Source organism: Corynebacterium amycolatum SK46, from assembly GCF_000173655.1.
GTDB classification, from domain to species: domain Bacteria; phylum Actinomycetota; class Actinomycetes; order Mycobacteriales; family Mycobacteriaceae; genus Corynebacterium; species Corynebacterium amycolatum_A.
Genome location: NZ_ABZU01000005.1, coordinates 1 through 26466 on the forward strand (window position 1 = coordinate 1; position 26466 = coordinate 26466).

Genomic DNA, 26466 nt, shown 5'->3' on the forward strand with positions numbered 1-26466 from the left:
CGCCCGAAAAATGACTTGAAAGTGCTATAAACTCCCACAGTTTCACATTTGCAGCCCATACCAAAAATACAGCCTGAAGCCCTGCCACCAATCCTATCTCCCGTGGTCAGCGCTATAATCGATAGAAAGTATCCTCAAAATTTGAAAACGTTATAGTTATGGCTTCATTTTTGTACAGAATCGGAAAATCGGCCTATCTTCACCGCTGGCGTTTCCTCATTGTGTGGCTGCTGCTCATCGCGGGTATGGGCACCGCGACTGCGACGCTGTACAACGGCACATCGGAAAACTTCACCTTTCCGGGCCTTGAATCTGTAGAAACTCAGAAAGAGATTCAGCAGCGCTTCGCCACCGACGAAGACCAATTACTCGCCCCCACGGGCACTGTGGTGATTAAGGCTCCAGAGGGCAAGACTCTCGACGACCCAGCTGTCGCAGGTGAAGTCAATGAACTGGTCGCCGCCATGCGGGGTTCTGAAGGCCTGGCTAAGACCGACGAAATTGTGCCACCAATAATGGCCGCCGAGGGGATGAAGCAGCAGGCGGTCCCCGCAATGCAAGCCCAGGGCTACCCCGAGGAGCAGATCAATTCGAACCTGGAGGCCGTTTCCCCACTGAGTGCCGATAAGACCACCGGTACTATTTCTGTGACTTTCGATGCTGCCACCAGTATGGATATCGAAAGCGGAGTCCGGGATGCGTTCACGGCAACCGTCGAAAAGCACAAGGGTGACCTGGACGTAGCCTGGTCGGGCAACGCATTCCAAATGAACGAGATTTCCGCGACTGCGGAAATTATCGGCATCATCGTGGCCGCATTCGTGCTAATCGTTACCTTCGGCAGCTTCGTCGCAGCCGGTTTGCCACTGCTGTCGGCCGTTATTGGACTGGGCATTGGCATGGCTGGGATCTTCGCCGCCACCGCTTTTACCGACACCATCTCCACCATGACACCGACGCTAGCTTCGATGATTGGCCTGGCTGTCGGCATTGACTACGCACTGTTTATTCTGGCTCGCTTCCGCAATGAGCTGGTTGCACACGTCAATGCATCCAATCTCGAGCCGAAGGACCTGGCTGCCGAGTTGAAGAAAATCCCGCGCGATGAGCGTGCGCATTTGGCCGGCCTAGCAGTGGGCAAGGCTGGTTCTGCGGTTGTGTTCGCAGGGCTGACCGTTCTGATTGCGCTTGCGGCGCTGTCGATTATCAATATCCCGTTCCTGACTGCCATGGCGCTGGCCGCGGCGTTCACCGTCGCTATGGCGGTACTCGTTGCCATCACGCTGCTGCCGGCTATTCTCGGTCTGTTCGGTACGAAGGTTTTCGCAGGCCGCGTGCCATTTGTGAAGGCTCCGGACCCGGAGAACGACACCCCGACTATGGGGCTGAAGTGGGTACGCATTGTGCGCAAGCGCCCACTGGCGTTCGTTTTGGGTACCGCCGTTGTCCTCATTCTGTTGGCCATCCCCGCTGCAAATCTCCGTTTGGCCATGCCCTCCGACGGCATGATGGCCAAGGGCTCACCCAACCGCACGGCATACGAAATGACCGAAGACGCTTTCGGCCCCGGCCGCAATTCCCCGATGCTGGCGCTGGTGGATTACAAGGAGCTCGCCGCGCCGGAGAAGCAGAATGCCATGATGGCTGCCCTGACAGAGCTACAGAGTGTCGATGGCGTGGTAAATGCCCAGGTGATTGCCACCAACGGCAATCCGCAGGATCCGCGTGATCTCGGCGATGCCGCCCAAATTCTGATTACTCCGGCCTACAGCGCGACCGATGAGCGCGCTGCCGACCTACTGCAGTCCATCCGGGATACAGAGGACAAGTACAACGAGGCCACGGGCGCACGCTACTCCATCACCGGCGTCTCGCCCATGTACGAAGACATCTCCCAGAGGCTTTCCGACGTGCTGTTGCCCTACATCGGCATCGTGCTCGTCTTGGCCTTCCTGCTACTGATGCTTGTCTTCCGCTCCATTTGGGTGCCGCTTGTCGCAGCGATCGGCTTCGCACTGTCTGTGGCCGCAACCTTCGGTGTCACTGTCGCCCTGTGGCAGGAAGGCGCGCTGGGCATCATCGATGACCCGCAGCCGCTCATTTCCTTCCTGCCAATCATGTTGATTGGTATCGTCTTCGGCCTGGCCATGGACTACCAGGTGTTCCTGGTTACCCGTATGCGCGAGGGCTGGGCCCACGGCAAGACCGCAGGAAATGCCACGGCCAACGGTTTCAAGCACGGTGCCCGCGTGGTCACTGCTGCCGCACTGATTATGATTTCGGTGTTTGCCGCCTTCATCCTGATGGATGAACCGTTCATTAAGGTCATGGGCTTTGCCCTGGCAGCCGCAGTTCTCTTCGATGCCTTCATTGTCCGCATGACCTTCATCCCGGCAATGATGTTCCTGCTCGGCGAGCGCGCCTGGAAGATTCCGGGTTGGTTGGACAAGATCATTCCGGCTGTGGATGTGGAGGGTGAGAACCTCAATAAGCAGTTCGGCGATGCTGGAGTAGTCGCTAACACTGAGGCTGCTGAAGCCAAGTAGCACCAGTTAGATAGCCATAAGCCCCGCACCGGCTCCGATCTCGAAGGAGTCGGCGCGGGGCTTTTGCGCAGCACAACCTAAGCCGACGGCGATGGCGCGGTATATCTCAGCCACCGCAACACTGCTTTGACACGACGGTTGTTATCTTCCGGTTGGAAGCCAAGCTTCAAGAACACATTCGCCACATGTTTACTCACAGCGCCTGCGGTTAGTACCAGGCGTTTTTCCATTTCCTTATTACTGAGCCCCTGCGCCATCAGGTCGAGCACTTCGCGCTCACGTGGAGTCAGCTCGGCGATGCCGTCCTGCTTTGCGGCCAGTAGCGTCGAAACCACTTCAGGATCGACCACGGTACCGCCGCCGCGGACCTCTTCCAGTACTGCGACGAAGTGCTCGACATCTGAGACACGTTCTTTCAGCAAGTACCCAAAGCCACCATGCTGCAGCAGGCAATCCAGGTAGCCGGCCGCCACGTATTGGCTGAGCACGACAACCGGCTGGTCGGGGTTGACCTGGCGAAGTGTGGAGACCGCGAGCAGTCCGTCGTCACGCATGTTCGGCGGCATCCGGACATCGGTGACGATGACATCGAACGCCTGCTCCTTGACTGTGGCGAGAAGCTGATCCGCATCGCCGACGGCGACGACCTCGTGCCCCAGCGCCCGCAGCAGGCCGGTCAGCCCCTCGCGCAGGAGTACGGAGTCCTCTGCCAGCAGTACTTTCATCGCGTCCTCCCTTGGCGAATCGGCAGTTCCAGCAGCAATTGGGCACCACCATCGGCGTTGGTGAGCGTCACAGTTCCACCGAGCGCTGCCGCCCGTTCGCGCAGGCCCGCAATGCCGGTTCCACTGTCATGCTTTACGACGTCTACAGCGTCTGCACTCGTTGGTTTTTCCAGGCCTTCGCCATTGTCGCGCACAGTGACCGTAAGCGTACCCAGATGAGACACGAGCGCCTTCTTCGGAGTCTGAACCGCGAGAGTGATATCAGCTCGATCGGCATGGCCATGCTTGGTGGCGTTGGTCAGACCCTCCGCTGCGCAGTGGTAAGCGAGCAACGCTGTGGTTTCGTCAATCGGGCCGAAGTCGGAGACACCGTCCTCACGAACAGAAACCTCCATGCCAGAGTGCGCTGCCAATTCCTCTACTGCTGCGACTAGGCCATTTTCGAAAAGCACTGGCGGGGCAATACCAAGCACCACGGAGCGCAGCTGTGCAAGAGCCTGCGTTGCATTGCGGTCGGCGGCGGAGAGTGCCTCGGCTACTTCTTCCTCAGTCTTGCCCATGCGAGCAGCGGCAATGTTGAGTTTCAAGGCGGTCAGGTGTTGCTGTGGACCGTCGTGAAGCTCGCGCTCAATCCGACGGCGCTCGCCTGAGAAGGAGTCGATGAGCACATCGCGGGACTGGCTGACTTCCTCGCTGGATGGTGCGAGGATGACGCGGGAGAGCCAAATGGACAGCAGGCCGGCACCGAGGTTGATGGCGATGGTCAGCACTAAAGAGAGGATGGCGAAAACCCAGGCAACACCGATTTTCTGTGTGGGGTCAGTCAGAGTCCAGCTGAAAAACTGCACTTCATCAACCAGGAATGGTGCAGCGAAGAGCACTCCGACAGTGAACCCGCCGCCGACCCACGCTGTGAAGGTGACAAAGCCAATGGCCAACTGGACGAGCAGGTTGACGAAGTTGCGGATGTCGAACCAGCGATTGGTCACGCGGTTGGCAATTGGGGTGCCGGACCACGATGCTGCCCAGCGGGAGAGCCAATCGGCACCGCGGCCGATGAGCGGAATCCAGGGCAGAAGAAAAGCGGAGACAATCAATCCCGGAATGAACAGCAGTCCGAGAATAAAACTCCAGGCCAGAGCGATTAGATTCTTTTTCTTTGTCATAGTTTCAAAGCTAAGTTGGCCCGTGCCCAAATACAGTGGAGCTAACTCCCCTAAATTCAGTCGAGCTGAATACGTCCCGGCTTCTTTTCGCCGATACCTCGGTCGGCCAGTTCGTCATCAATGTACGTTGGCCGACCGACAATCAACCCCAGCACTGCCAGCACCACCGTGGTGCCAAGCAGCACGACCAGAATCGGCGTCCACGTTTCCGCGGTTCCGGCGGCCACGCCTACCAAGAATGGTCCAACTGCGGAGAAAATGTAACCGATTGGCTGCACGAAGCCGGACAACCTCGCGGTCAGCTCATGACTGCGCGTGCGGCCCGGAATCAGTGCGATGGCCATGGGGAAACAAAAACCACCGACTCCCAGCAGAAACGCAGCACCGATTGCGTATCCCACACCAGTTTCCGCCGCTCCCCGCTGGTCAATCAAAATCATCAATGCATAGCCGAGGAAGAAAAGGCAGCCGAGGCCAAAGGCGACGTAGGACATGGTGCGGAGCCGTGCAATCAGTGGCGGCATCAGCAGACCACCGATGATGCCCAACCCTTGAACAATCATGGACGCTGCAGTGGCTATGTTTACGCTGATGCCAGCGTCGATAAGCATTTTCGGCATCCACCCCATGAGCACGTAGGCGTTCATCGACTGCACGCCGAAGAAAACCGCCAGCGCAATGGCTGTCGGCGACTTCCAGATTGGCGTATTTGCCGAGGAACTGACCGGCGCCTTCGGGTAGTCGAATCCGATGCGCGCACGCAGTGGAACCCACACGATGAGCTGCACAAAAGCGGTGATCGCCCATGCGGCAATAGCCCAGCGCCACATGTCGATACTGTCTGCGGACGCTTCGGGTGAATCGCTAATTAAAAACGCCGTCGCCGGCCCCAGGCCACCACCAAGAGCGAGCATGCTGGAGTACAGCATCATCAGCACAACCGTATGACGGCCGCCGTGCACCTTAATCCACGCAGGTAGCAGCACATTTCCAAGCGCAATGCCAGCAACCGACAACGCGGTAAACAACAGGAATAGCCAGATGCTGCTCACCCACGGGCGCACCGCAAGGCCAACAAAAAGCAGCGTCGCCGACAGCGTCAGCGCGCCGCTTAGGCCCATCCGCTTGCCGACGGACACCGCGGACAGGCCAATCGCGAAGAATGCGAGCCCCGGAATGGCCGTAATTAGACCACCAAAGGCCGAAGATGCACCGAGGGCGGAAAGGAGCTGATCGAGCACCGGGCCGATCGAAGCGATGCTCGGGCGCAAGTTCAACGCCGCCACGATTACGGCAAGCACAAGCAGGGGAACGCTGAGTGCAATGGCGTTCTTCGCGGGTCCAGCAGCTCTTGCTTGTGACTGCCCGGGATTTTCTTCTGTCGCCATAACTACGGACGTTACCTTTTCCCGATGGAACTGAATACCTTCAAGAACTGGCGTGCTTAGTCGCGCTGTTGTCCTATCCTGGACTACAACGACAGCTTTTTTCTTTATCTAGTGATATTTTCGGCTAACTCTGACGTAAGGATTGAACTGAAAATGGTTGAACCGATTTCTGATTCCATGCTCATTGCCTACGACGGCTCCGACGAAGCCAAGCGGGCGCTGGCCTACGCCGGAAAACTGCTGCGCGTTAAGAAGGCCTACATTCTGACTGCATGGGAGCCTCTACAGCGTGCTGCTGCTCGCACTGCTGGCGCCTCTGGCATGATGCAGCCCGACTGGGATGCCACTACTGAAGACGGCGATCCGGCACACGACGAAGCTGTTCGTATTTGCCGTGAAGGTGTTCAGATTGCCGCCGAGGCTGGCTTCGTCGCCGAGCCCTACTTGGTAGAGACTGAAACTACTATCTGGTCGGCCATCGTCGATGCAGCTCACGACCTCGATGCGGGCGTGATTATCTCCGGCACTCGTGGTGTGACTGGCTTGCGTGGTCTGTTTACCGCCTCGACCTCTGACGCGTTGCTGAAGAATGCTGGCCGCCCAGTCCTCGTCGTCCCGGGGGAAAAGGAATAATTTCTAGAAAATTTTTAAAAACTTACTTAGCTGATAGAAAATGGGTTAATCTCTCAACTAAGAAAACTCAATGACCGATGAAACCACCCAAAATTCAAGGCAGGGAGAGATTCCCAGCTGTTCCACTGGTTTACAGAAGTCACAGAGTGTAGTTTCATAAACAGTATTGACTTAATGCACACGAGGAGTCCTCAACATGGCATACGAAACTGATTCCGAGCAGCGTCGTAGCGTTGGCCCTGCCCTGGCCTCGGCGCTCATTGGCGCCCTTCTCGGTGGTGCCGCTATCTTCGGCATCGGCCAGGCTCTGACCGAAGACCGAATTCCGGAAGCACAGGCTGTTTCCACCGATGACGCTCTGCTTGGCGGTGTCGAGTACGGTCAGCGTTAAGCCTTTAACGCTAACCCTCCTTTAAAGCTATGCCCACCTTTGTTCGAGCGCGTAAGCGCGTGCTTGTACCTTGGTGGGTTTTGCTGTGCCTGCTGGCATTCATTCAGTCCCCCGGCAAGACTGTCGCTGACACAAAGCACGACCTGACGGAAGACCCCATCGGGTTTTTGTCCGCCTCGCTCAACATGTGGTCAGACACCATGCCACTGGGACAGCTTCAAAACCAGGCATATGGCTATCTCTTTCCACAGGGTGCATTCTTCGCACTGTTCAGCTTGCTGCCCGATGTCCTAGCGCCCGGCTGGATCATCCAGGCGCTGTGGTGGAGTCTTACTCTCTGCTTGGCTTTTACTGGCGCATATCGCGTGGCCGAAGCTATAAACGTCGGCACGCATACCTCTCGCGTACTGGCGGCATTGCTGTATGCGTTGTCGCCGCGAGTGATTACGACGTTGGGCGCGATTTCGTCCGAGACCTGGCCCGTGGCACTGGCACCGTGGATTCTGCTTCCGCTCCTGCGAGTCGCGGCCCGGCGCGAGGAACTGCCCTGGCGTGCGACTGCCCGTGCCGTATTGCTGTCCGGCCTAGCGGTACTGTGCACTGGCGCGGTCAATGCGGTCAGTACAGCGGCGGCTTGCATCCCCGCAGGTCTGATGCTGCTCTTCTTCGCTATTACGGGGCCTCGCCGCGGGCGTGCGTGGGCGATGCTCGGCGGTTGGCTGGCTGCGTGTGCAGCAGTCAGCATGTGGTGGATCGTGCCTCTACTACTGCTGGGCAAGTACTCACCACCGTTTACGGACTACATTGAGTCCTCCGGCGTGACCACTCGTTGGTTGAGTCTCGGCGAAACGCTCCGCGGTTCCACCTCGTGGACCCCGTTCGTCTCTTTCGAGCGAGTGGGCGGAAATGCGCTGGTCGCGGAACCTATTCTCATTTACGCCACTCTGGCTGTGGCGGCGATTGGTCTGCTTGGCTTGGTCATGCGCTCACTGCCGCTGCGTCGAATGTGGCTGATGATGATGCTCATCGGGCTTGTCATCATGACGGCCTGGACGGAACCATTCGGGCTGGTGTGGGAATCGGCTCGAGAGGTGCTCGATTCCACGCTCGCAGCAGTACGCAACCTGCACAAATTCGACACAATTGTGCGCCTGCCGCTTGTTATCGGCTTCGCTCATGCGACAGCCCAGCTGCCATGGCCGTGGCGAGAGCCGGCGAGCGAGCGCACGAACGAGACGGCGAGCGATTCAGCGACCACTGGCTGGCAGCAGTGGCTGCATCCGGAGAAGCACCCGCGCGCTATCGCATCGATGCTGGTTCTGGTGGTTATCGCCAGTGCCACCGCCCCTGCGTGGAGCGCACGCCTCGCTCCGGCAGGCGGTTTTTCCGAGGTTCCGGGCTACTGGCACGAAGCTGCCGACTGGCTGAATGAGCAGGGCGAGGACACCCGCACGCTGGTGGTGCCTTCATCTCCGTTTGCTGATCAGACGTGGGGCAATACTCGCGACGAGCCGCTCCAGCCGCTTGCCGACGTGCCCTGGGCCGTCCGCGATACCGTGCCACTAGTACCCCCAGAGGCGATTCGCGGCCTCGATGGTCTGCGCAATTCGCTGACTCGGGGCCGTGAGGTACCGGCACTGGATGCCACTCTGCGCAACAACGGCATCGGCTATGTGCTGGTCCGCCGCGACTTGAGAGTTACCTCAAGGGGCGATTCGCTGCGCGCCATCACCTCTACGCTGCAGGACTCTCCGACCATGGAAAAGGTGGCGGAGTTCACGGACGAGGACGGCCATACTGCTATCCAGATTTGGGGCGCGGGCCCGAAGGAGCTACGCAATCACGCCCTTTCACCGCGGTTGGTGGACACTACACAGGTGCCGCTGGTCGCCGGTGGCCCCGAAGTGCTCCCGAGGCTTGATGAAGTCGATTCCGATGCCCCGGTGCGCATCCTGTCCGGCAAGAACGCCGGCACTGTCACCGACACTCCCGCACGCCGCGGCCGCAACTATGGCGAAGTCGTCGGTGCGGAGTCAGCAATCCTGGCCGAAGACGAGGACTCATATGTCCGCAACCTCGTTCCGGACTACCCCGTCGCGGGACTGCCGCTAACACAGACAGCAACGGGTCGCGCCACAATTGAGGTTTCATCGTCGGCCTCTGAGCCATACAACGTCGGTGGTGCATCGGCGGACCACTCGGTCAACGCAATGCTCGACGGCGACACCTCCACCTGGTGGGAGCCCTTGGCGAGCAAGAGTCAGGCTGAGTGGGTCAAGCTGTCGTGGAAGGAACCGACCGATAACGCAGTGCTCAACCTGACCGGCGCTCGCGTTCCGGTACAACTGCGCATCCAGACCGATACGGCTTCCAGCTCCGTACAGTTGGTTCCGGGGGAAACGACTCGCATTCCGCTGCCCGGCGGCAAGACCACATCTGTGCTCATCACAGCAAAGATTGCTCCTGTGGGCTTTGCTATCTCCGAGCTAGGACTGGTGATTCCAAAGCGGGACACTGGCTTCGACGCATTCGAATCCACCAACTCCGATTCCGATGAAGAGGCGGAACCTTCCGCCGAGGATATAGCGGAGGACCTCACGCCGGTTCGTGTCCCGGTGGTGCCGAATTCCTCGTCGTTGGCTCAGCGTTGGGTCTTTGGCCAGGAGATTCACGAGGGTACGCTGGTGCGCCTGTTCACCGTTCCGAAGCCGGTAAAGGTGAAGGTCGATGCTGATACCTGCCGCAGCAGCATCGGAGACCCGTGGGCCAACCTCCAACGAGGTGACGGTTCTGATCACCGCGAGCTGACCTGTGGTGAAGAGATTGAGCTCTCACCGGGGCCATGGCGCATCGATGCCAAGTCCGATTGGGTATCGCTGACCTCGACTGACTACTTCGCGCCGTCAGCCGAGCAGCAGAAAGTCACGCCAATCGACCTGAACAATCCTATTGACGCTGCCGACCACGATCGCATCGTGTGGTTGCCAATCTCTGTCAATGCTGGCCACGAGCTCCGTGTCGGAGGTGCCGCCATGAAGCCGGTAACGGTCTCTGGTTGGCAGCAGGGTTGGACAATTCCGGCTGGAATTGGTGGTGCGGTCGAGCTGACCTATCCACCGCAGCAGACCTGGCGTACTGGAATCCTCGCAGGCGGTGCGCTCGCAGCCGTGTACGCACTGGTCGCTGTGGGGCTGGCTTTCGCTTGGCGACGCTTCGCTCTCACCTCCCCGATTCCCGCATCTTCGCTGAACAATGACTTGCCGCGGGCGGCTATTGGCATTGCGGCTGCCACGACAGTGACGATGGTATCCAGCTGGCCTGGCGTGGTGGTTGCCCTCGTGGTGGTTGCCGCTACCCTTGGCGCGGTTTTCTGGGCACGGAAGCGTGGGGACGTCGTCAAGCCATGGCTGAACGTGCGAAACACACTAATTGTGGCGCTTGCTGCGACGATGTCGATTGCGGGCTTGATGCTGGCGGCGAACCCGTGGCCGAAGGATGACTACGCCGGTGCCGGCTGGCCGCTTCAGTTACTGCTGACGGCGGCGCTGACAATCGTGGCGTGCTGCTCGCTACTTTCCGGTGGCGCTCCTGATGACGACACCGACAACACCGCTGATTAAAAGCCGTTAGCGGTTGACCCAGACACGTGCGAAGAAGCGGCGGGCGGGTTCCTCGACGAGCGCGTAGGAGGCGGCGGCCACCGGAATCGACAGTGCGACCGTGACAATGGTGACACTGAGCAGATGGCCGGTGAACAGCTTCACGCCAAGCAGCGGGAATGCAATGGAGAGCATAGCCACGTGCCAGAGGAAGATGCCGTACGACCAGCGCCCCAGCGCCTGCATGATGGGGTGTTCGAGGAAGCGCGACTCCGGCGCCATCGTCCAGGGGCCGATGATGGCGGCACCGAAGACCAGACCGCACAGCAGGCGGCGAGTGAATTCCCAGTTGGTGAGCTCTACAAGCCCTTCGGGCCCCAGATAGGAAGCCAGGACCAGCGCACCCACGGCAATCGCCAGCCACAATGCGCGACGGCGCGCCCAACGCTGCATGGTTTCCACCTTCGCGCGGGCGGCATCGGTATCGACGCCCTGGAGCGATTCCAGTTCGGCGAGAATCATGCCAGCTGCGAACCAGGAAAAGTGTGCAATCGGCTGAATATGTGGGTTAACGCCTTCTGGGTACGGCAGTGGCAGGTAAGGCCAACCGAAGCTCAAGATCGCGAGCAGGGAAATCGCCACTATGCGGTGCCCCTGCTGGCGATGCGGGTCCAACCGGCTAAGCCCAATGGCAAACAGCGGCAGCGAGATGTAGAACGCGACCTCCACCGACAACGACCACAGGTGCGTCAACCCACCGTGCAGCGAGCCGGAGAAATACACCTGTGTCAGCGTCAGGTTTGTTAGCCAGATCTTGAGGTCCGCGCCGCGACCCACCGGCAGTGCGATGAGCACAATAAGCACCAGCACCCAGTACGCGGGCATAATGCGCGCGACGCGCTTCTTGTAGTACTTCGCCCAGCTCTTCTTCCGTCCGCCGTCGGCATCGGCCAATGCTTTACGACGGGGAATGCCGCCGTAACCCGAGCGGTGAGAACGCCACAACAGGAATCCGGACAGCACGAAGAAAACGGCCACGAAGAAGTCGAAGCGGCCGAGGATACGCTCCCACAGGGCTCCCACATCATGCCCGGTCTGGAATGCGACGTGCGTACCGATGATGCCCATCGAAGCCACAGCTCGTAGGCCCTCCAGCGAAGGAAGGAAGCCTGGGCGGAATGTGGTGGCAAAGCTCGATGCAGTGGTCGATCCCGAGCTGGACCCCGAGCTGGATGCAGTGCTCGGCGTAGAGTTCGGCACAGAGCTCGACACTGTGTCTTGCCCAGCGTTTGGCGCTGCCGCAAATGCCTTGGACGTCATAGTACTTTCTTACACGGATACCAGAATGAGTAAAATCACTTGTATTTTATTATGAAATAAGTCCTGTTCAGGCCGGTTTTTCCAAAATTCTTTTGTTTTCCCGACAAGTTATTTTTAAAAAACGCACCACATAACTCCTAACTTCCTGCTAGGTTTTGCAGCAGAAAGTTACGTACAGTTAAAGGACTATCCGCTGATGAAGAGAACTCTCGGACATGCACTGATTATCATCGGTGCTGCATTGATTGTCATTGCCGTCCTTCTGCCAACCTTCCTGGTGCCTCGCCTCCGGGTCATCCCACTTGACACTGTGAGCGACACCGTCACGGAGGTGCGCGACGGCACTCTGTTGGACTCCAGCCAGCTGGGCAAGAATGAGCCAACGCCAAACCGCAAGAATGACCCGCGCTGCAAGGCAGAGACGGACGAAGAGAAGCGCGATCTCCCGGTCCACTGCTTCATCAATGACAAGACCCCTATCCAGTCGAAGCGCCACGTGGAGATTGAGGAGCCGGCTGACGACAAGATTGCAACCCTCCAGGTCGGTACCACTCTGCTGCGCGATGACCGCGAAGAGCCGAAGAACCTCATCAACGCGACCCTCGACCGCATCACTGTTGACCGCAGCACTGCGTACCCGGTAGATGACCCGATCTCCAGCGTTGCTATTAACGCACCGCAGGGTGGTTCGGACACCAAGCCGCCGACGTTCACTCGTCCGGGCATCCAGTACCAGTTCCCGTTTGGTGCTGAGAAGAAGTCCTACCCGTACTTCGATGTTCAGGCTATGCGTAACTTCGAGATTGACTTCGTCGGTGAGGAAACTCAGGATGGCGTCAAGGTCTACAAGTACTCCATGACCATTCCGCCGCAGAACCTCTACGAGTCCCTGACCGAACACTTCACTCGCGACGGCCGCAAGCTCACCGAGGCTGACAAGTCCTCGCTGGCTTCCATGCGCCTGAGCTTCCCGGCTCACAAGTGGGGCCTGGAGGGTGACGACGACGTCGAGTTGGATCGTTACTACACCAACGTCCGTACTGTCCGCGTCGAGCCGACCTCTGGTGTGATTGTCAACGGTACTGAAGAGATGTTCATGTACTACGCCAAGGACGACAAGGAAGCTGAAGAGATTGCTTCCAAGGCTGGTCGTGAAAAGGAGGCCAAGGAGCAGAACCGTACCGCGATGAAGTACACCGCTCAGTGGGACGAAGGCTCCAAGGGCCGCCAGATGGACCGCGCTAAGGAAGCACGTAAGTCGCTGACTATCGGCGGCACTGTCGCACCGTGGGTCCTCGGTATCCTCGGCCTGGTCCTCATCGTGATTGGCTTCCGTGTTCGCAGCAAGTCTGCCTAAGACGCCAAACTACGGTGCCTCAGGCTCTCGCTTACCCTAAGTATCACTGAGGAAAGCGAAAAATAATTTAATATAGGGCACGTGACACAACGTTTCCGCACTACTCTGACCCAGTCGGCTCGCTCTCATTCGGAGCGAGTCGCCTGGGTTTTTGTGTTGTCGTGGATTCTCTTGCTGACCGCTGCCGTTTGCTGGCCTCTCTTTGCACCCCACAAGGCCCCGGCTGATGGTCGCTTTGGGGCACCGATGTTCCTGCTGCGTGACATGGTCATCCCCAATCACCCACCGCTTACCGACGCGGCCCTGGGACTCAGCTCCGCTGCGGCACGAGCTGTTCCGCAAGACACCGCTCTGTGGGCACTGGGCTACTTTGTGGATGCCAGTCATTGGGTGCGCTTCGGCATGGTTGGCGCCTGTTTGATTGGTGGTCTTGCGGCTGCTGAGCTCGCCCGCAGGCTCACTCGCCACGGCTCGGGCACCAGTAGCGTATCCGGTGCGAGCCTTGTCCCCATGACTCCGAGCTTGGCCAGCCAGCTGATTGCACCGACGATGCTGCTCTGGAACCCGTTCGTGGTCGAGCGTTTACTCCAGGGGCAGTGGTCACTGGTCATCGCCGTATTGCTACTTCCGGCAGTTGTTCTGGCAACGCAGATGGGTAGCGCCTTGTGGCGCACCAGTGCCATTGCCGCTGCGGGCCTCACACCGACCGGTGCCCTTTTGGCTGGTATCACCGGCATTGTTGCCGCTCGCAATAACCGCGACCGCGCTTGGATCGCGGCCACAACAGTAGCAGTCAGTTCACCGTGGCTGGTGGCATCTTTGCTGAACCCGAGTGCAGCTGGGTCCTCCGATGTGGCTGGCGCTGCCGCATTTGCGGCCAGAGCAGAGGCTCACGTCGGCACGCTCGGAAGCCTGTTGGGATTGGGTGGCATCTGGAATAAGCAGGCTGTGCCACTGACGCGCGAGGTTGGTTTTTCGGCGATTATGGTGCTGGCACTCCTGGTGCTTATGGGTCTGGGATTCCGTCGGGTCTGGCATTCGCAGGAGCGCTGGCGGGGGCTGATTATCACTGGCGCCACGGCCATCGTGCTGGTGGCTCTCGCCGCAACAACGCCGGGCATTTTGATGATGGGTTGGGCGCTCGAGCACATCCCGGGGGCAGGCCTGCTTCGTGATGCGCAGAAGTGGATCGCGCTCGCTGTCCCCGCGTATGTCATCCTCGCCGCCAGCGGTGCGGAGTACCTGGCACGCCGCGCTCGCGGCGCCACCGCCAATATCGGCCAGTGGTTGGCTACTGGCGTCAGCGCGCTTATCATCATCGCCGCTGTCCCCACGCTGCCCGCCGATGTCGCTCCGCTCCGCCCCATTCCGTCATGGGAGGGCTGGTCGGCGGTTTCCGGTGTGGTCGCGCTTGACGACGATCACGTTGCGGTTCTACCTGCCGGTTCTTACCGCATTATTGATGGGCGTCCTGTCCTCGACCCGGCTACGAAGATTTTGCCCGCTCCGGTGGTGAGCTCTGGCGAACTGATTGTCTCTGGGCAGTCGGTGTCTGGCGAGGGAGCCACAACCGTTGAGCGCACGCTGCTCGGTGGTGCGAAGAGGCAGGAGGAGCTTGAGTCTGCGCTCCAGAGTCTTCGAGACCAAGGCGTTGGCTGGGTCCTAGTGGAGAATTCGCCCGGCAACTTCGGCGACTCCGCTGACATTGTGGCAGCGTTAGATCCCGTCTATGAAACCCCTGACCTGCAACTATACCATGTCCCCGGCGTTATCGAGCCGGCCACACAACCAAGCCCGGGGGCCTATGCAGCTGCGTGGACAGCCTTTGGAATCTGGACTCTTTGCCTACTCGCTGGGCTGCTGGCGGGACTACTGACTGGAGTAATGGAAGCGCTACTGCCCCGCCGCAGGTAGCAACTTGTCCAGTGTTGGGTTTTCCAAGACATTCAGAACTGCCTCGCCGGTCTTGTCCCAGCCAAACTCTGCGGCACGCGCGACGCAGGCCTTGGACATGGCGCGATGCAGTTCGCCGTTATCGAGAATCTGCCGCGTCTTGGTAATTAGGTCCGCTTCATCGCTGGCCAGCAGGCCAGTTTCACCGTCGTTGACCGAATCGCGCAAACCCGCCGAGGAGCGGTAACCGACCGTCGGCACGCCGTGCTGCGCTGATTCGATGACGGCGAGCCCCCAGCCCTCCTTGCGCGAAGGCATCAGGTGCAGACACGCCTTGGAGAGGATGCGGTGTTTGTCCGCCTCGGTGACCTGCCCGTGGAATACCACGTGGTCCGAAACACCCTTGTCACGGGCATATTCCACGAGGTTGTCGTGCCACCATCCCGAGCCAATAACATCGAGAATCGCACCTGGCCGATCTTGTACAAGATCTGCAAGCACATCGATGGCGTGCTCAATCTGCTTATGCGGGACCAATCGCGACAGCGTCACCAGATGCGGCGCTGGACCGTCGCACTCGGATAGGTCCGCCATGATTTCAGTCGACTGCAACTCCTCCGGAATCGGGTCCACACCATTGCGGATTACCGCGATACGCCCCGGAGACACTCCGAGTCCTACCAGTTCAGCGGCACTTGGCTCGGAAACGGTGATGTAGCGGCAGCGGCGGTGAATCATCGGCGACAGACGCGACTCGATGAACCACCCCAGCTTGCTAATAATCGGCCCTGCCACTGGCCACTGTTCGCGGTGGCAGTGATGTGTCAGCAGCACCGTCGGCGCGCCGGAGAAAATCCGCGCGAAGAAGGGGACACCGTTTTGGGTATCGACCACGACATCCGGCTTGCCGCCGAGCGCCTTGGCAATTGGGCCCACGCCAAATCGCGCACCCAGCATCGCAGTCCAGGAGCGCACGTAGACGGAGAAGTTTCCACCAGCGCGGGAGAAAGTCACACCGTCACGACGCGAAAGGGCTGGTGCGCCTGGGTAGTTGGCCGTGCGGAACACCACAGTATGGCCTTGGTCGGCAAGGTAACCTGCGACGCGCTCCAAATAGCGCTCACTACCTCCACCTTCGGGATGGCCAGTGTCGCGCCAACACAACAGTAAGATTTTCATAACAATATGAGCCTAACGCTCGGCGCGACTTTCGTTGCCGCTTTAGCTCAAATCCATACTCCCAAACCCAACCAGTCCATTAGATTGTTTGACGTGACCAGCTTTCGCTTTCCCGCTTTTATCGTTCCGCCCGCTCTGAAAGAGCTCCGCAGCTTTGCTACGCTGTCGCGCTCATTCGGGCTGCTCAACGACTTCAAATACGAGCAAACCGATCCCGATATCTTCTACGGGCACCTGGCCGAGGACACCATCGGCCTGCTGGAAGGCATCGCGGCTGGGGCGAATGCTTCGGTGGGCACCGCCGGTACGGCGGGGTCGGCGGGCGCAGGGGGCACGTCGTCAAGCGTTACGACGAATACCGCACTGCGCGGCAAACGCATCCTTGATGTCGGCGGCGGCCCCGGTTACTTTGGCCGCGCATTTGCCCAGCGTGGCGTGGAGTATTACACCTGCGAACCCGATGTGGGCGAGATGGCGGCGGCGGGTATCAAGCTGGAGTCGTCGGTACGCGGATCGGGGCTGGAACTGCCATTTCGCGATGATGCTTTTGACCTGACGTACTCGTCGAACGTTGCCGAGCACGTGCCCGAGCCGTGGACGATGGGCGAGGAAATGCTGCGTGTGACCAAGCCGGGCGGGCTGGTCGTTTACTCGTACACCATTTGGTACGGCCCGTTCGGCGGCCACGAGATGGGGATGACGCACTACCTGGGCGGCGACCGCGCGCGGCGCATGTATGAGAAGAAGCACGGCAAGCGACCGAAGAACTACTTTGGCGAGTCCCTGTTCAAGGTCGGTTGCGGTGAAGGCTTGAAGTGGGCACGCGCTGCGGCGGAGGCTGGCGACTGCGAACTACTGGCCGCTTTCCCGCGCTACCACCCATGGTGGGCCTGGTGGATGGTGCACGTGCCGGTGCTGCGCGAGTTCGCGGTGTCGAACCTGGTGCTGGTGCTGCGGAAGCGGTAGGGGGGGATTCATAGAGGAAGCCTTTAGCGCCCCTCAACGCACACCGACACTTTAACCCCAACACGACCCCTGCTTTTAGGCTAGCCTGCCCTTTGTTACTCTTGCCGGCATTCGGTAAACTGCTGGACTCGGAAGTACTCAACGAGACTCTTCGCACACAACAAAGGACCTACATGAACAAAACCTTCAGGACCCTGGCAATCGCGGTGGCCAGCGGAGCCATCGCATTCACCATGGCAGCCTGCGGAAGCAGCGACACGAGCAGTGAAAACAATGCCAGTAGTGTCAGCGCCTCGGACGCCAACACACAGTTACCTGTGACCATCAAGCACGCGTTCGGCGAGACCGCTATCAAAGAGGCACCGCAGCGAATCGCAACTGTCGGCTGGGCGAACCATGAAGTCCCGCTTGCTCTGGGACAGGTGCCCGTTGGTATGAGCAAGGCCACCTACGGTGACGATGACGGCGATGGCATCCTCCCGTGGGTTGAAGACAAGCTGAAGGAACTCGGCGCAGACTCCGGAGACAAGAAGCCGGTGCTTTTCGATGAAACCGACGGCATCCCGTTTGAAAAAGTCGCAGACACAAAGCCTGACATTATTCTTGCTACTTACTCCGGGATTTCGCAGGAGGACTACGACACACTCTCCAAGATTGCGCCCGTCGTTGCCTACCCAGACATGGCATGGGGCACATCATTGGAAGACATGATTCTGATTAGCTCCAAGGCGATCGGCAAGGGCGATGAGGGCAAGAAGCTGTCCGAGAACTTGGACAAAACTATTGCCGACGCTCTTGAGAAATACCCGAACCTCAAGGGCAAGAAGGCACTCTTTACCTCCTTCGGCGGCAGCTCCGACCCGTCCAAGCTTGGTTTCTTCTCCACCGAAGATCCACGTATGGGATTCCTCGTGAACCACGGTCTTGCGGCACCGAAGATCGTCGAGGAACAGTCCAGGACTGCCGATAAGTTCTGGGTTGAAGTCTCCACTGAGAACCCGGAGCAATTCGATGACGTCGATGTCATCATCTCCTACTCCTCGGGCGATAAAGCCGAGGATGACAAGAACGTCAAGGATATGCAGGCGGATCCACTGCTTTCCAAGATTCCGGCGGTGAAGAACGGCAACATTGCCTTCCTTGAAGATGGCCCGCTAGGAGCCGCCTCGAACCCCTCTCCGCTCTCCATCCCATGGGGCATCGACCGTTACTTCGCAGCGCTTAACGAAGGATTGAAGAAGTAATAGTGCCAACCTCAATCCAGGCTGCTTCAGCAAGGTCCACTCCCCTGCCTTCGACTACCACCAAGTCAGCTGTATTTGTTCTCTTGCTGATACTTGGACTGGTATCGGTGGTTCTGTCGGTGATGTTCGGCATACGCAGTATTACGTTCACCGAGGCGCTTTCCGCCTTAGGCGGAGCCACCGACACCGCGGGAGAAGCTGCAGCGTGGACACGCATTCCGCGTACCGTGCTGGCACTGTGCGCGGGCGCAGCGCTCGCCACCTCGGGCGTAGCCTTTCAAGCTGTTACTCGAAACCCGCTCGCAGACCCCGGAATATTCGGGGTTCTTGCTGGCGCTTCTCTATCAGTTGTTATCGGTATTACCTTTTTCAACATCAGTCGCACACTGCCGACAATGCTGATTGCGTCAATGGGCGCCTTCGCAGCTGCAGTGTTTGTCTACTGCGTGGGATCGATCGGCCACGGCGGCGCCACTCCACTCAAGCTAGCTCTTGCTGGAGCTGCCACGGCCGCCGCCCTATCCAGCCTGACCAGCGCCATCTTGTTGCCGCGCGCCGATGTCATGGACGAGTTCCGCAACTGGCAAATCGGCTCCGTCAGCGGTGCGCAGTGGGAATCACTGACGGCCGCCTTCCCGTTACTTGGTCTCGGGTTCATCATCGTCTTTTTCACCAGCAGCGGCCTCAACGCACTCTCTCTTGGCGATGATGTCGCCACCAGTCTCGGCATCAACTTAACCCGCACACGAGTCCTGGCAACACTCGGCGCGGTGCTGCTCTGCGGGACCACCACTGCCGTCACTGGTCCGATTGCCTTCGTCGGTCTCATCGTCCCCCACGTTCTCCGGATGATTCTCGGAACCGACCACCGCGTTCTCATCCCAGCAAGCGCTCTGGCAGGAGCAGTATTGCTCACGCTTGCTGACACCGTCGGACGCCTCATCGGTGACCAATCCGAGATTGCCGTCGGCATCATCATGCCTTTCCTCGGAGCCCCACTGTTTATTTGGATCGTGCGACAGACAAGGATGCGGGAACTATGACAAACCTCGCCCCCGAAACGCGCCCGCAGAATAGGGTCAGCGAACTAGCGACCGCTATCCAAGAACAACGCGGTCACGCCCGAATTCGTTTTACGCTCACATTATTGGTTCTGGCAGCGATCACGGCCGTACTGTGGCTACTGAGTCTCATGCTCGGAGACTCCTTCTATTCCCTTGCCGATGTCATCAGCGTCATTCGCGGTGACACCGTCCCCGGGGCATCTTTCACAGTGAGAGAGCTACGCCTACCACGCGCCACGATTGCAATTGTCGCCGGCTTTGCGTTTGGCGTATCGGGAATAATCTTCCAAACGATGCTGCGAAACCAGTTAGCCTCACCGGACATTATCGGTATTTCCGCTGGTGCGGCCGCTGCCGGTTCGACCATGATTGTGCTGTTTCAGTCCTCTCAGACTGCCGTGTCAACGGTGGCGCTGATGGCGTCGTTAAGCGTGGCAGCCCTGACCTATCTATTGGCGTTGAAGTCGGGGTTTACTGGCACCCGCCTGATTCTGACGGGAATTGGCATTGCTGCGATGCTGCAGGCGTGGACCACCTACGTGTTGTCGAAGGCTTCCGCGTGGGATCTGCCGACGGCCACACGTTGGTTGACTGGATCGCTGAATAACATCTCGTGGGAGCGCGGATTACCGCTGGTTACTACCGTTCTTGTTGTGACGCCGCTGCTATTGATTGGCGCGCACAGGCTATCAATCTTGGAGCTTGGCGACGACATCGCCACCTCACTCGGACTGCGCGTGAACCTGCTTCGCGGAGCTCTTATTGTCGGCGCCGTCATGCTCATCGCAGTGGCAACATCCGCAACCGGACCAATCTCATTTGTCGCATTCATGGCAGGTCCGATAGCGACGCGAATCTTTAGGCCCGGCGCGAACCTCATAGTGCCATCTGGATTGGTTGGAGCCTTCTTGGTGCTTGCCGCAGATTTAGCCGGCCAATACCTCTTCGGTACGCGTTACCCCGTCGGCGTTATTACCGGCGCGCTCGGAGCGCCCTTTTTGATTTACCTGCTCGTCAGAACATCTCGATAGCTGCGCTTTGTTCATCAAACCAAGGAGTCACTCACCGTGTCCGCACAACTGAATGCTCAGTCCCTTACCTCTGGGTATGGGGAAAAACCCATTGTGAAAGACCTGACTTTGTCATTCGAAGCAGGCAAGATTACTTCGATTGTCGGACCAAATGGTTGTGGCAAATCAACGTTTCTACGGACGCTAGCTCGATTGATTCGACCATCAGCTGGATCCGTCGAGCTGGACGGCAAGGAGCTGGGTTCCTATTCTTCCCGCGAATTGGCAAAACGGCTCGGGCTGCTTCCGCAGAGCCCCATCGCTCCTGACGGCATCACTGTTGCAGATTTGGTCGGCCGTGGTCGAACCCCTTACCAGGGAATTCTGGGCCGCTGGAGTTCAGCCGACTACGACATCGTCGCCGAAGCTATGGAAGCTACCCGAGTTGCAGACCTCGCGGGGCGATGCGTCGAAGAGCTCTCCGGTGGCCAGCGTCAGCGTGTGTGGATTGCGATGGCACTCGCGCAGCAAACCGATGTGCTGCTTCTCGACGAACCTACAACCTACCTAGATCTAAAACATCAATTAGAGGTCCTGGATTTACTAACTGATCTCAATCATCGCCGTGGCACCACCATCATCATGGTGCTGCACGACCTCAACCTGGCTGCTCGGTATTCGGATGTTCTCGTCGCTATGCGCGACGGCCGACTGCATTCCGCAGGAGCGCCTGTCGACGTGCTCACACAAGAGTTGACCCGGGAGGCGTTCGACCTCGAGTCACTGATTATTACCGATCCAGTCTCAGGGCTGCCCACGGTGATGCCCATTGGGCGCCACCACTCGAAACTCGCCCAGCACTAGCTCAGTAGATGTAAGCAACTCATCAGATTTAAGGATTCCCATGGGATACCAGCCACACCGCGTCCGCGTCGCCCGCACGCGACAGATTTCCCCGCACTTTCAGCGCATAACACTTCACGGCGTGGAGAATGTCGGTCCGAAGGACACAATTCGGGACATCCGTATCAAGGTCATTATCCCAGCCGCTGGTCAGCTTCCAGCGCTGCCGAAGGAGAATTGGTTCGCTACCTGGCAAACCCTTGACCCCGAGACTCGGGGCTATGTCCGCACGTATTCCATCCGCGCTTTTCGACGCAACTTGCCAGACGACGCTCCCGATGAACTCGACATCGATTTCGTGTTGCACCCCGATGCCGCTGGACCAGCCTCTGCGTGGGCTGCAAAGGCACAGGTCGGCGATGAGCTGCTCATCATCGCACCGACACGAGATGATGAATCCGGCACTGGCATCGAATTCGCCCCTGGAGCTAGTAGTCACATCGTGATGCTTGGAGATGAAACTGCCTTACCTGCAATTGCGAAGACCCTGGAGGAATGGCCAGCGGAAGTGCAGGGAGAGGTGTTTATTGAGATTCCATGTACAACCGATGCCCAGGAGCTAGAGGTGCCATCTGGAGTCTCGGTGAAGTGGCTGGCGCGAGCGGAAGATGAGCACGACACTTCGGGCGAGCTGCTGTACTCCAATCTGGTGAAGCTTGTCAGCAATGCGCTAAGCCCGGTCGCGCGAGAAGCCCTGTCAAACGTTCTCGAGGGGAATACGGCGGCGACCACTGCGTCGACAGGCGGGGATGACCCCAACTTTCTGGTGTGGGAGACTCCAAGCTATTCCCAGTCGGGTGAAGATATTTCCAATTCCAGCGACGAAGATAAGGCCAACGCCGAATCCCCGAATCCGACACTAACCGGGACCTACTTTTGGATTGCGGGCGAGTCTTCAGCGGTGATTCGGATGCGGAGGCTGCTGGTGAAGGAATGCCACGTTCCGAGGAAGCAGGTGTCGTTCATGGGATATTGGAAGCGGGGTCAGGCAGCGAAGGGATAGTTTTTAAATCTGCTGCGCTGCCAGGTGACTGAGGCTCAGCCGGATTGGATGGCTGATTGGAAGGCTGACGGCACTCAAACTACTTATGTAATTACCCCCGGTTTCTCCCATAACCGCAGGTGGGAGACTACGGCGAGTCAACTTTCTCCCCAGCACCCCTCAAATCACCCCCGGCAATCCGCCATTCGTTATAGAGTGACGCACGACACTTTACGACGAATCTGTGAGGTAAAAACACATGACTTCCGCCACCATTCAGCCGGGCGGCGAAGCCTTCATCTACGAGGCAATTCGCACCCCGCGCGGCAAGGGCAAGAAGGACGGCTCCCTCCACGAGGTACGCCCGGTATCACTTCTCGTCGGCCTCATCGACGAAATTCGCAACCGTTTCCCTGACCTGGACGAAGAGCGCATCAGCGACCTCATCGTGGGCTGCGTCAGCCCGGTTGGCGACCAGGGCGCGGACATTGCCCGCACCGCAGCACTCACCGCAGGTCTGCCGTACCGCACCGGCGGTGTCCAGATCAACCGCTTCTGCGCTTCCGGCCTCTCCGCCATCAATTTGGCTGCTCAGAAGGTCCGCTCCGGCATGGACGAGCTCGTCCTCGCCGGCGGCGTCGAGTCCATGTCCCGCGTGCCAATGATGTCCGACGGCGGCGCAATGGCGATGGATGCACAGGTCTCGTTCGCGACCGACTTCGTCCCGCAGGGAATCTCCGCTGACTTGATTGCATCGCTCGACGGCTTTGACCGTGAGTCCCTCGACGAGATGGCCGCACTCTCCCACGCCCGTGCCGCAAAGGCTTGGTCTGAGGGCCGCTTCGACCGCTCCGTCGTCCCAGTCAAGGACGCGAACGGCCTGACCATCCTCGACCGCGATGAGACCATCCGCGAAGGCGTTTCCGCAGAGTCCCTCTCCGGCCTGCGTGCTGCCTTCACCATGATGGGCGAGCAGGGCGGCTTCGACGCTGTTGCTCTGAAGAAGTACCCACAGCTCGAGTCCATCAACCACGTCCACCACGCAGGTAACTCCTCCGGCATCGTCGATGGCGCTGCACTGACCCTGGTTGGTTCTGAGAAGGCCGGCGCAGACATGGGTCTGACGCCACGCGCACGCGTTGTCGCCACCGCCGTTAATGGTGTCGAGCCGACCATCATGCTCACCGGTATCGAGCCGGCTGTTCGCGAGGCTCTGGCCAAGGCCAACCTGACCGTCGACGATATCGACGTCTGGGAAATCAACGAGGCGTTTGCCGCCGTCGTCAAGCACGCTCAGCAGAACCTGGGCATCGACTACGACAAGCTCAACATCAACGGTGGTGCGATGGCCATGGGTCACCCGCTGGGTGCAACCGGTGCCATGATCACCGGCGCCGCAATCGATGAGCTGCACCGCACCGGTGGCCGCTACGCCCTCATCTCGCTCTGCGTGGCTGGCGGCATGGGTGTTGCAACCATCATCGAGCGCGTCTAAAGCAAACCGGAACGAAACTCACAGCGACAATTACCGCGGTCACACCGCGATAACCACAAAGGACTGACTGATTTATGAGCACAGATAACATGTTCCGGTGGGATCAGGACGACGCCGGAATCGTCACCCTCACCATGGATGACCCGAATGCGCCGGTCAACACCATGAACAAGACCTTCCAGGACGACATCCGCGCCACCGTGGAGCGCCTGGAAAACGAAATTGGCGACGGCTCTGAGACCTCCATCAAGGGCATCATCATCACCTCCGCGAAGAAGACCTTCTTCGCAGGTGGTGACATCAAGCAGATGTCCAAGGCCACCGAGGACGATGCAGCTGACATGTTCGGCATGGTCGAGGACATGAAGGCCTCCCTGCGTCGCCTGGAGAAGCTCCCGGTGCCAATTGTTGCTGCCATCAACGGCGCAGCACTGGGCGGCGGCCTCGAGGTCGCGCTGGGTGCTAACCACCGCGTTGCTGCCGATGCCCGCGGTTCCAAGATTGGCCTGCCAGAGGTCACCCTCGGCCTGCTGCCGGGCGGCGGCGGTGTTTCCCGCGTCGTTCGCATGCTGGGCATTCAGGACGCACTGATGAAGGTCATTCTGACCGGCGCGCAGATGAACCCGGCCAAGGCTCTCGCAGCTGGCCTCGTTGACGAGGTTGTTGCCCCGGAGCAGCTCATCGACACCGCTCGCGCATGGCTGACCAGCGAGAATGCTAAGGCAACCCAGCCGTGGGACGAGAAGGGCTTCAAGATCCCGGGTGGCGACCCGAAGACTCCTAAGTTCGCAATGAACCTGCCGTCCTTCCCGGCAAACCTGACCAAGCAGCTCAAGGGCTCCCCGATGAAGGCTCCGCGCCTTGCTATGCAGGCTGCCATCGAGGGTTCTCAGGTCGACATCGACACCGCACTGCGTATCGAGTCCCGCTACTTCACCGAACTGGTCACCGGTACCCAGTCGAAGAACATGATGCAGGCGTTCTTCTTCGACCTCAACCACGCTCAGGGCGGCGGCTCCCGTCCGCTGCAGGCTGACGGCACCCCGTACCCGAAGCGCGAGTTCAAGAAGGTGGCCGTTGTTGGCGCCGGCATGATGGGCGCAGGTATCGCCTACGTGTGTGCAAAGGCTGGCATGGAAGTTGTCCTGAAGGACATTTCCCTGGAGAACGCCGAGCGCGGCAAGTCCTACTCCGAGGGCCTGGAGGCGAAGGCTCTCAAGCGCGGTCGCACCACTGAGGAGAAGTCCGCAGCACTGCTGAACCGCATCAAGCCGACCGAGTCCTACGACGACCTGGCCGACGTCGACCTGGTCATTGAGGCCGTCTTCGAGAACACCGACCTCAAGCACAAGGTTCACGCCGAGATCGAGGCCGCAGTTCCGGAGACCTGCATCCTGGGCTCCAACACCTCCACCCTGCCGATTACCGAGCTGGCTTCCCACGTCAAGCGTGAGAAGGACTTCATCGGCCTGCACTTCTTCTCCCCGGTGGACAAGATGCAGCTGATCGAAATTATCTCCGGCGATAACACCGACCCGGCAATCCTGGCTGCTTCGCTGGACTTCGCTGTTGCGATCCGCAAGATTCCGATCGTCGTCACCGACTCCCGCGGTTTCTACACCTCCCGCGTCATCGGCACCGTTATCAACGAGGCCCTGCGCATGGTTGCCGAGGGCTACGACCCGGCCATCATCGAGGCCGCTGGTCGCCAGGCTGGTTACCCGGCACCGCAGCTCCAGCTTGCCGACGAGCTGAATCTCAAACTCATGGAGAAGATTGCTGGCGAGACCCGCGCTGCCGCCGAGGCTGCCGGTCAGACCTTGGACGAGGGCGGCGTACCGGCTCTGGTCGAGGCCATGCTGCACAAGTTCGAGCGCCCGGGCAAGCTCGAGGGCAAGGGCTTCTACGAGTACGTCGACGGCAAGCGCTCCGGTCTCTGGCCGGGCCTGTTCAACGAGCTCCGTGAGGAGCTGAACATCACCCCAATCGCTCCGGAGGACACCGACCTGCAGGAGCTGGTCGACCGCATGCTCTTCATCGAGGCCATCGAGACTCAGAAGTGCGTCGACGAGGGCGTTCTGCTTCACGACGCCGACGGCAACATCGGATCCATCTTCGGTATCGGCTACCCGGCCTGGACCGGTGGTACTCGCCAGTTCATTAAGAACTACGATGGCGCCACTGTTGTCGACCCGGCTGCAGCTCACCCGGAGCGCCGCGGCGTCGCGGGCTTCGTCGAGCGCGCCGAAGAGTTGGCCGCTAAGCACGGCGAGCGTTTCAATGCTCCGGAGTCTCTGAAGAAGTAGGGCTCTTTTCGCCCCGGCTAGCTAGTTCACTAGTTCATACGGCTTAGGCCATACAGCACACCAACCAGCCCCGACCGGCAGTTTTGAACTAACTGCGGGTCGGGGTTTCGGCTTTTCGAGGGAAGGTTGGTGGACTTGGATCCGTCGTAAAGCGAAAACAACGGTTATCGCCATTTAACAGGGGTGTTTTGACGTAGACTCGCATGTTTGGTGGGCTTCAAATTAGAAACTCCCAGGTCAGCTTCCTGGATTTGGGCAAAAAGGCACCAAACATGCGAGTCTAGGTAATTTTGACCCTT

General features: G+C 59.3%; 19 protein-coding genes. 14 read left to right on the top strand and 5 right to left on the bottom strand.

The window, feature by feature from the left end; genetic code table 11:
- Positions 1–158: 158 nt before the first annotated feature.
- Positions 159–2546: an MMPL family transporter gene (locus tag CORAM0001_RS04605; protein ID WP_050773599.1), complete on the top strand. Its 2388-nt coding sequence runs from the start codon at positions 159–161 to the stop codon at positions 2544–2546.
- Positions 2547–2623: 77 nt separating this feature from the next.
- Here CORAM0001_RS04605 and CORAM0001_RS04610 read toward each other — a convergent pair whose 3' ends face one another.
- The 3 genes from CORAM0001_RS04610 to CORAM0001_RS04620 are packed head-to-tail and all read right to left on the bottom strand — an operon-like array spanning position 2624 to position 5825.
- Complete coding sequence (locus tag CORAM0001_RS04610) at positions 2624–3271, bottom strand: response regulator transcription factor (protein ID WP_005510456.1); 648 nt, start codon at positions 3269–3271, stop codon at positions 2624–2626.
- A complete protein-coding gene (locus tag CORAM0001_RS04615) occupies positions 3268–4437 on the bottom strand; it encodes a sensor histidine kinase (RefSeq protein WP_005510470.1) in 1170 nt (389 codons plus the stop codon). Before CORAM0001_RS04615 ends, CORAM0001_RS04610 begins: the two co-directional genes overlap by 4 nt.
- Before the next feature lie 56 nt (positions 4438–4493).
- A complete protein-coding gene (locus CORAM0001_RS04620) occupies positions 4494–5825 on the bottom strand; it encodes an MFS transporter (protein WP_005510569.1) in 1332 nt (443 codons plus the stop codon).
- Positions 5826–5978: 153 nt separating this feature from the next.
- Between CORAM0001_RS04620 and CORAM0001_RS04625 the strand changes: the two genes are divergently transcribed.
- From CORAM0001_RS04625 to CORAM0001_RS04635, 3 genes are all read left to right on the top strand, one after another.
- The gene (locus CORAM0001_RS04625; protein WP_005510532.1) at positions 5979–6458 is read left to right on the top strand and encodes a universal stress protein; all 480 of its coding nucleotides are present in this window, start codon (positions 5979–5981) and stop codon (positions 6456–6458) included.
- Between the two features lie 196 nt (positions 6459–6654).
- Positions 6655–6849, top strand: coding sequence for a DUF2613 domain-containing protein (locus CORAM0001_RS04630; RefSeq protein ID WP_005510537.1), 195 nt, complete (start codon positions 6655–6657; stop codon positions 6847–6849).
- Between the two features lie 29 nt (positions 6850–6878).
- Entirely contained in the window at positions 6879–10469 is a 3591-nt protein-coding gene (locus CORAM0001_RS04635) for an alpha-(1->3)-arabinofuranosyltransferase domain-containing protein (protein WP_040361200.1), read from the top strand.
- Between the two features lie 6 nt (positions 10470–10475).
- On the opposite strand, the gene CORAM0001_RS04640 is transcribed toward CORAM0001_RS04635, so the two are convergent.
- The gene (locus tag CORAM0001_RS04640) at positions 10476–11768 is read right to left on the bottom strand and encodes an acyltransferase family protein (RefSeq protein WP_005510473.1); all 1293 of its coding nucleotides are present in this window, start codon (positions 11766–11768) and stop codon (positions 10476–10478) included.
- Positions 11769–11964: 196 nt separating this feature from the next.
- Here CORAM0001_RS04640 and pgfA point away from each other — a divergent pair, with 196 nt between their 5' ends.
- Complete coding sequence (gene pgfA, locus CORAM0001_RS04645; RefSeq protein ID WP_005510513.1) at positions 11965–13125, top strand: cell envelope lipid trafficking protein PgfA; 1161 nt, start codon at positions 11965–11967, stop codon at positions 13123–13125.
- Between the two features lie 81 nt (positions 13126–13206).
- Positions 13207–15039, top strand: coding sequence for an MmpA family trehalose lipid delivery protein (locus tag CORAM0001_RS04650; protein ID WP_005510534.1), 1833 nt, complete (start codon positions 13207–13209; stop codon positions 15037–15039).
- On the opposite strand, the gene CORAM0001_RS04655 is transcribed toward CORAM0001_RS04650, so the two are convergent.
- Positions 15019–16197 (bottom strand): glycosyltransferase family 4 protein, encoded by a 1179-nt coding sequence (locus tag CORAM0001_RS04655; RefSeq protein WP_005510451.1) that lies wholly within the window; start codon positions 16195–16197, stop codon positions 15019–15021. The two genes, CORAM0001_RS04650 and CORAM0001_RS04655, sit on opposite strands and share 21 nt — an antisense overlap.
- A gap of 93 nt (positions 16198–16290) precedes the next feature.
- Between CORAM0001_RS04655 and CORAM0001_RS04660 the strand changes: the two genes are divergently transcribed.
- From CORAM0001_RS04660 to CORAM0001_RS04695, 8 genes are all read left to right on the top strand, one after another.
- Positions 16291–17163 carry a class I SAM-dependent methyltransferase gene (locus tag CORAM0001_RS04660; protein ID WP_005510563.1) on the top strand — a complete coding sequence of 291 codons (873 nt, stop codon included), beginning with the start codon at positions 16291–16293 and terminating at the stop codon, positions 17161–17163.
- Positions 17164–17336: 173 nt separating this feature from the next.
- Positions 17337–18407, top strand: a complete 1071-nt coding sequence (locus CORAM0001_RS04665) for an iron-siderophore ABC transporter substrate-binding protein (protein WP_040361202.1) — start codon at positions 17337–17339, stop codon at positions 18405–18407.
- Between the two features lie 122 nt (positions 18408–18529).
- Positions 18530–19450 carry a FecCD family ABC transporter permease gene (locus CORAM0001_RS04670; protein ID WP_040361237.1) on the top strand — a complete coding sequence of 307 codons (921 nt, stop codon included), beginning with the start codon at positions 18530–18532 and terminating at the stop codon, positions 19448–19450.
- The gene (locus CORAM0001_RS04675) at positions 19447–20502 is read left to right on the top strand and encodes a FecCD family ABC transporter permease (RefSeq protein ID WP_040361204.1); all 1056 of its coding nucleotides are present in this window, start codon (positions 19447–19449) and stop codon (positions 20500–20502) included. Before CORAM0001_RS04670 ends, CORAM0001_RS04675 begins: the two co-directional genes overlap by 4 nt.
- 36 nt (positions 20503–20538) lie before the next feature.
- Entirely contained in the window at positions 20539–21345 is an 807-nt protein-coding gene (locus tag CORAM0001_RS04680) for an ABC transporter ATP-binding protein (protein ID WP_005510445.1), read from the top strand.
- A gap of 40 nt (positions 21346–21385) precedes the next feature.
- Positions 21386–22387, top strand: coding sequence for a siderophore-interacting protein (locus CORAM0001_RS04685; protein WP_005510463.1), 1002 nt, complete (start codon positions 21386–21388; stop codon positions 22385–22387).
- A gap of 238 nt (positions 22388–22625) precedes the next feature.
- The gene (locus tag CORAM0001_RS04690; protein WP_005510480.1) at positions 22626–23861 is read left to right on the top strand and encodes an acetyl-CoA C-acetyltransferase; all 1236 of its coding nucleotides are present in this window, start codon (positions 22626–22628) and stop codon (positions 23859–23861) included.
- A 74-nt stretch (positions 23862–23935) separates the two neighbouring features.
- The gene (locus tag CORAM0001_RS04695; protein WP_005510475.1) at positions 23936–26167 is read left to right on the top strand and encodes a 3-hydroxyacyl-CoA dehydrogenase NAD-binding domain-containing protein; all 2232 of its coding nucleotides are present in this window, start codon (positions 23936–23938) and stop codon (positions 26165–26167) included.
- Positions 26168–26466 lie beyond the last annotated feature (299 nt).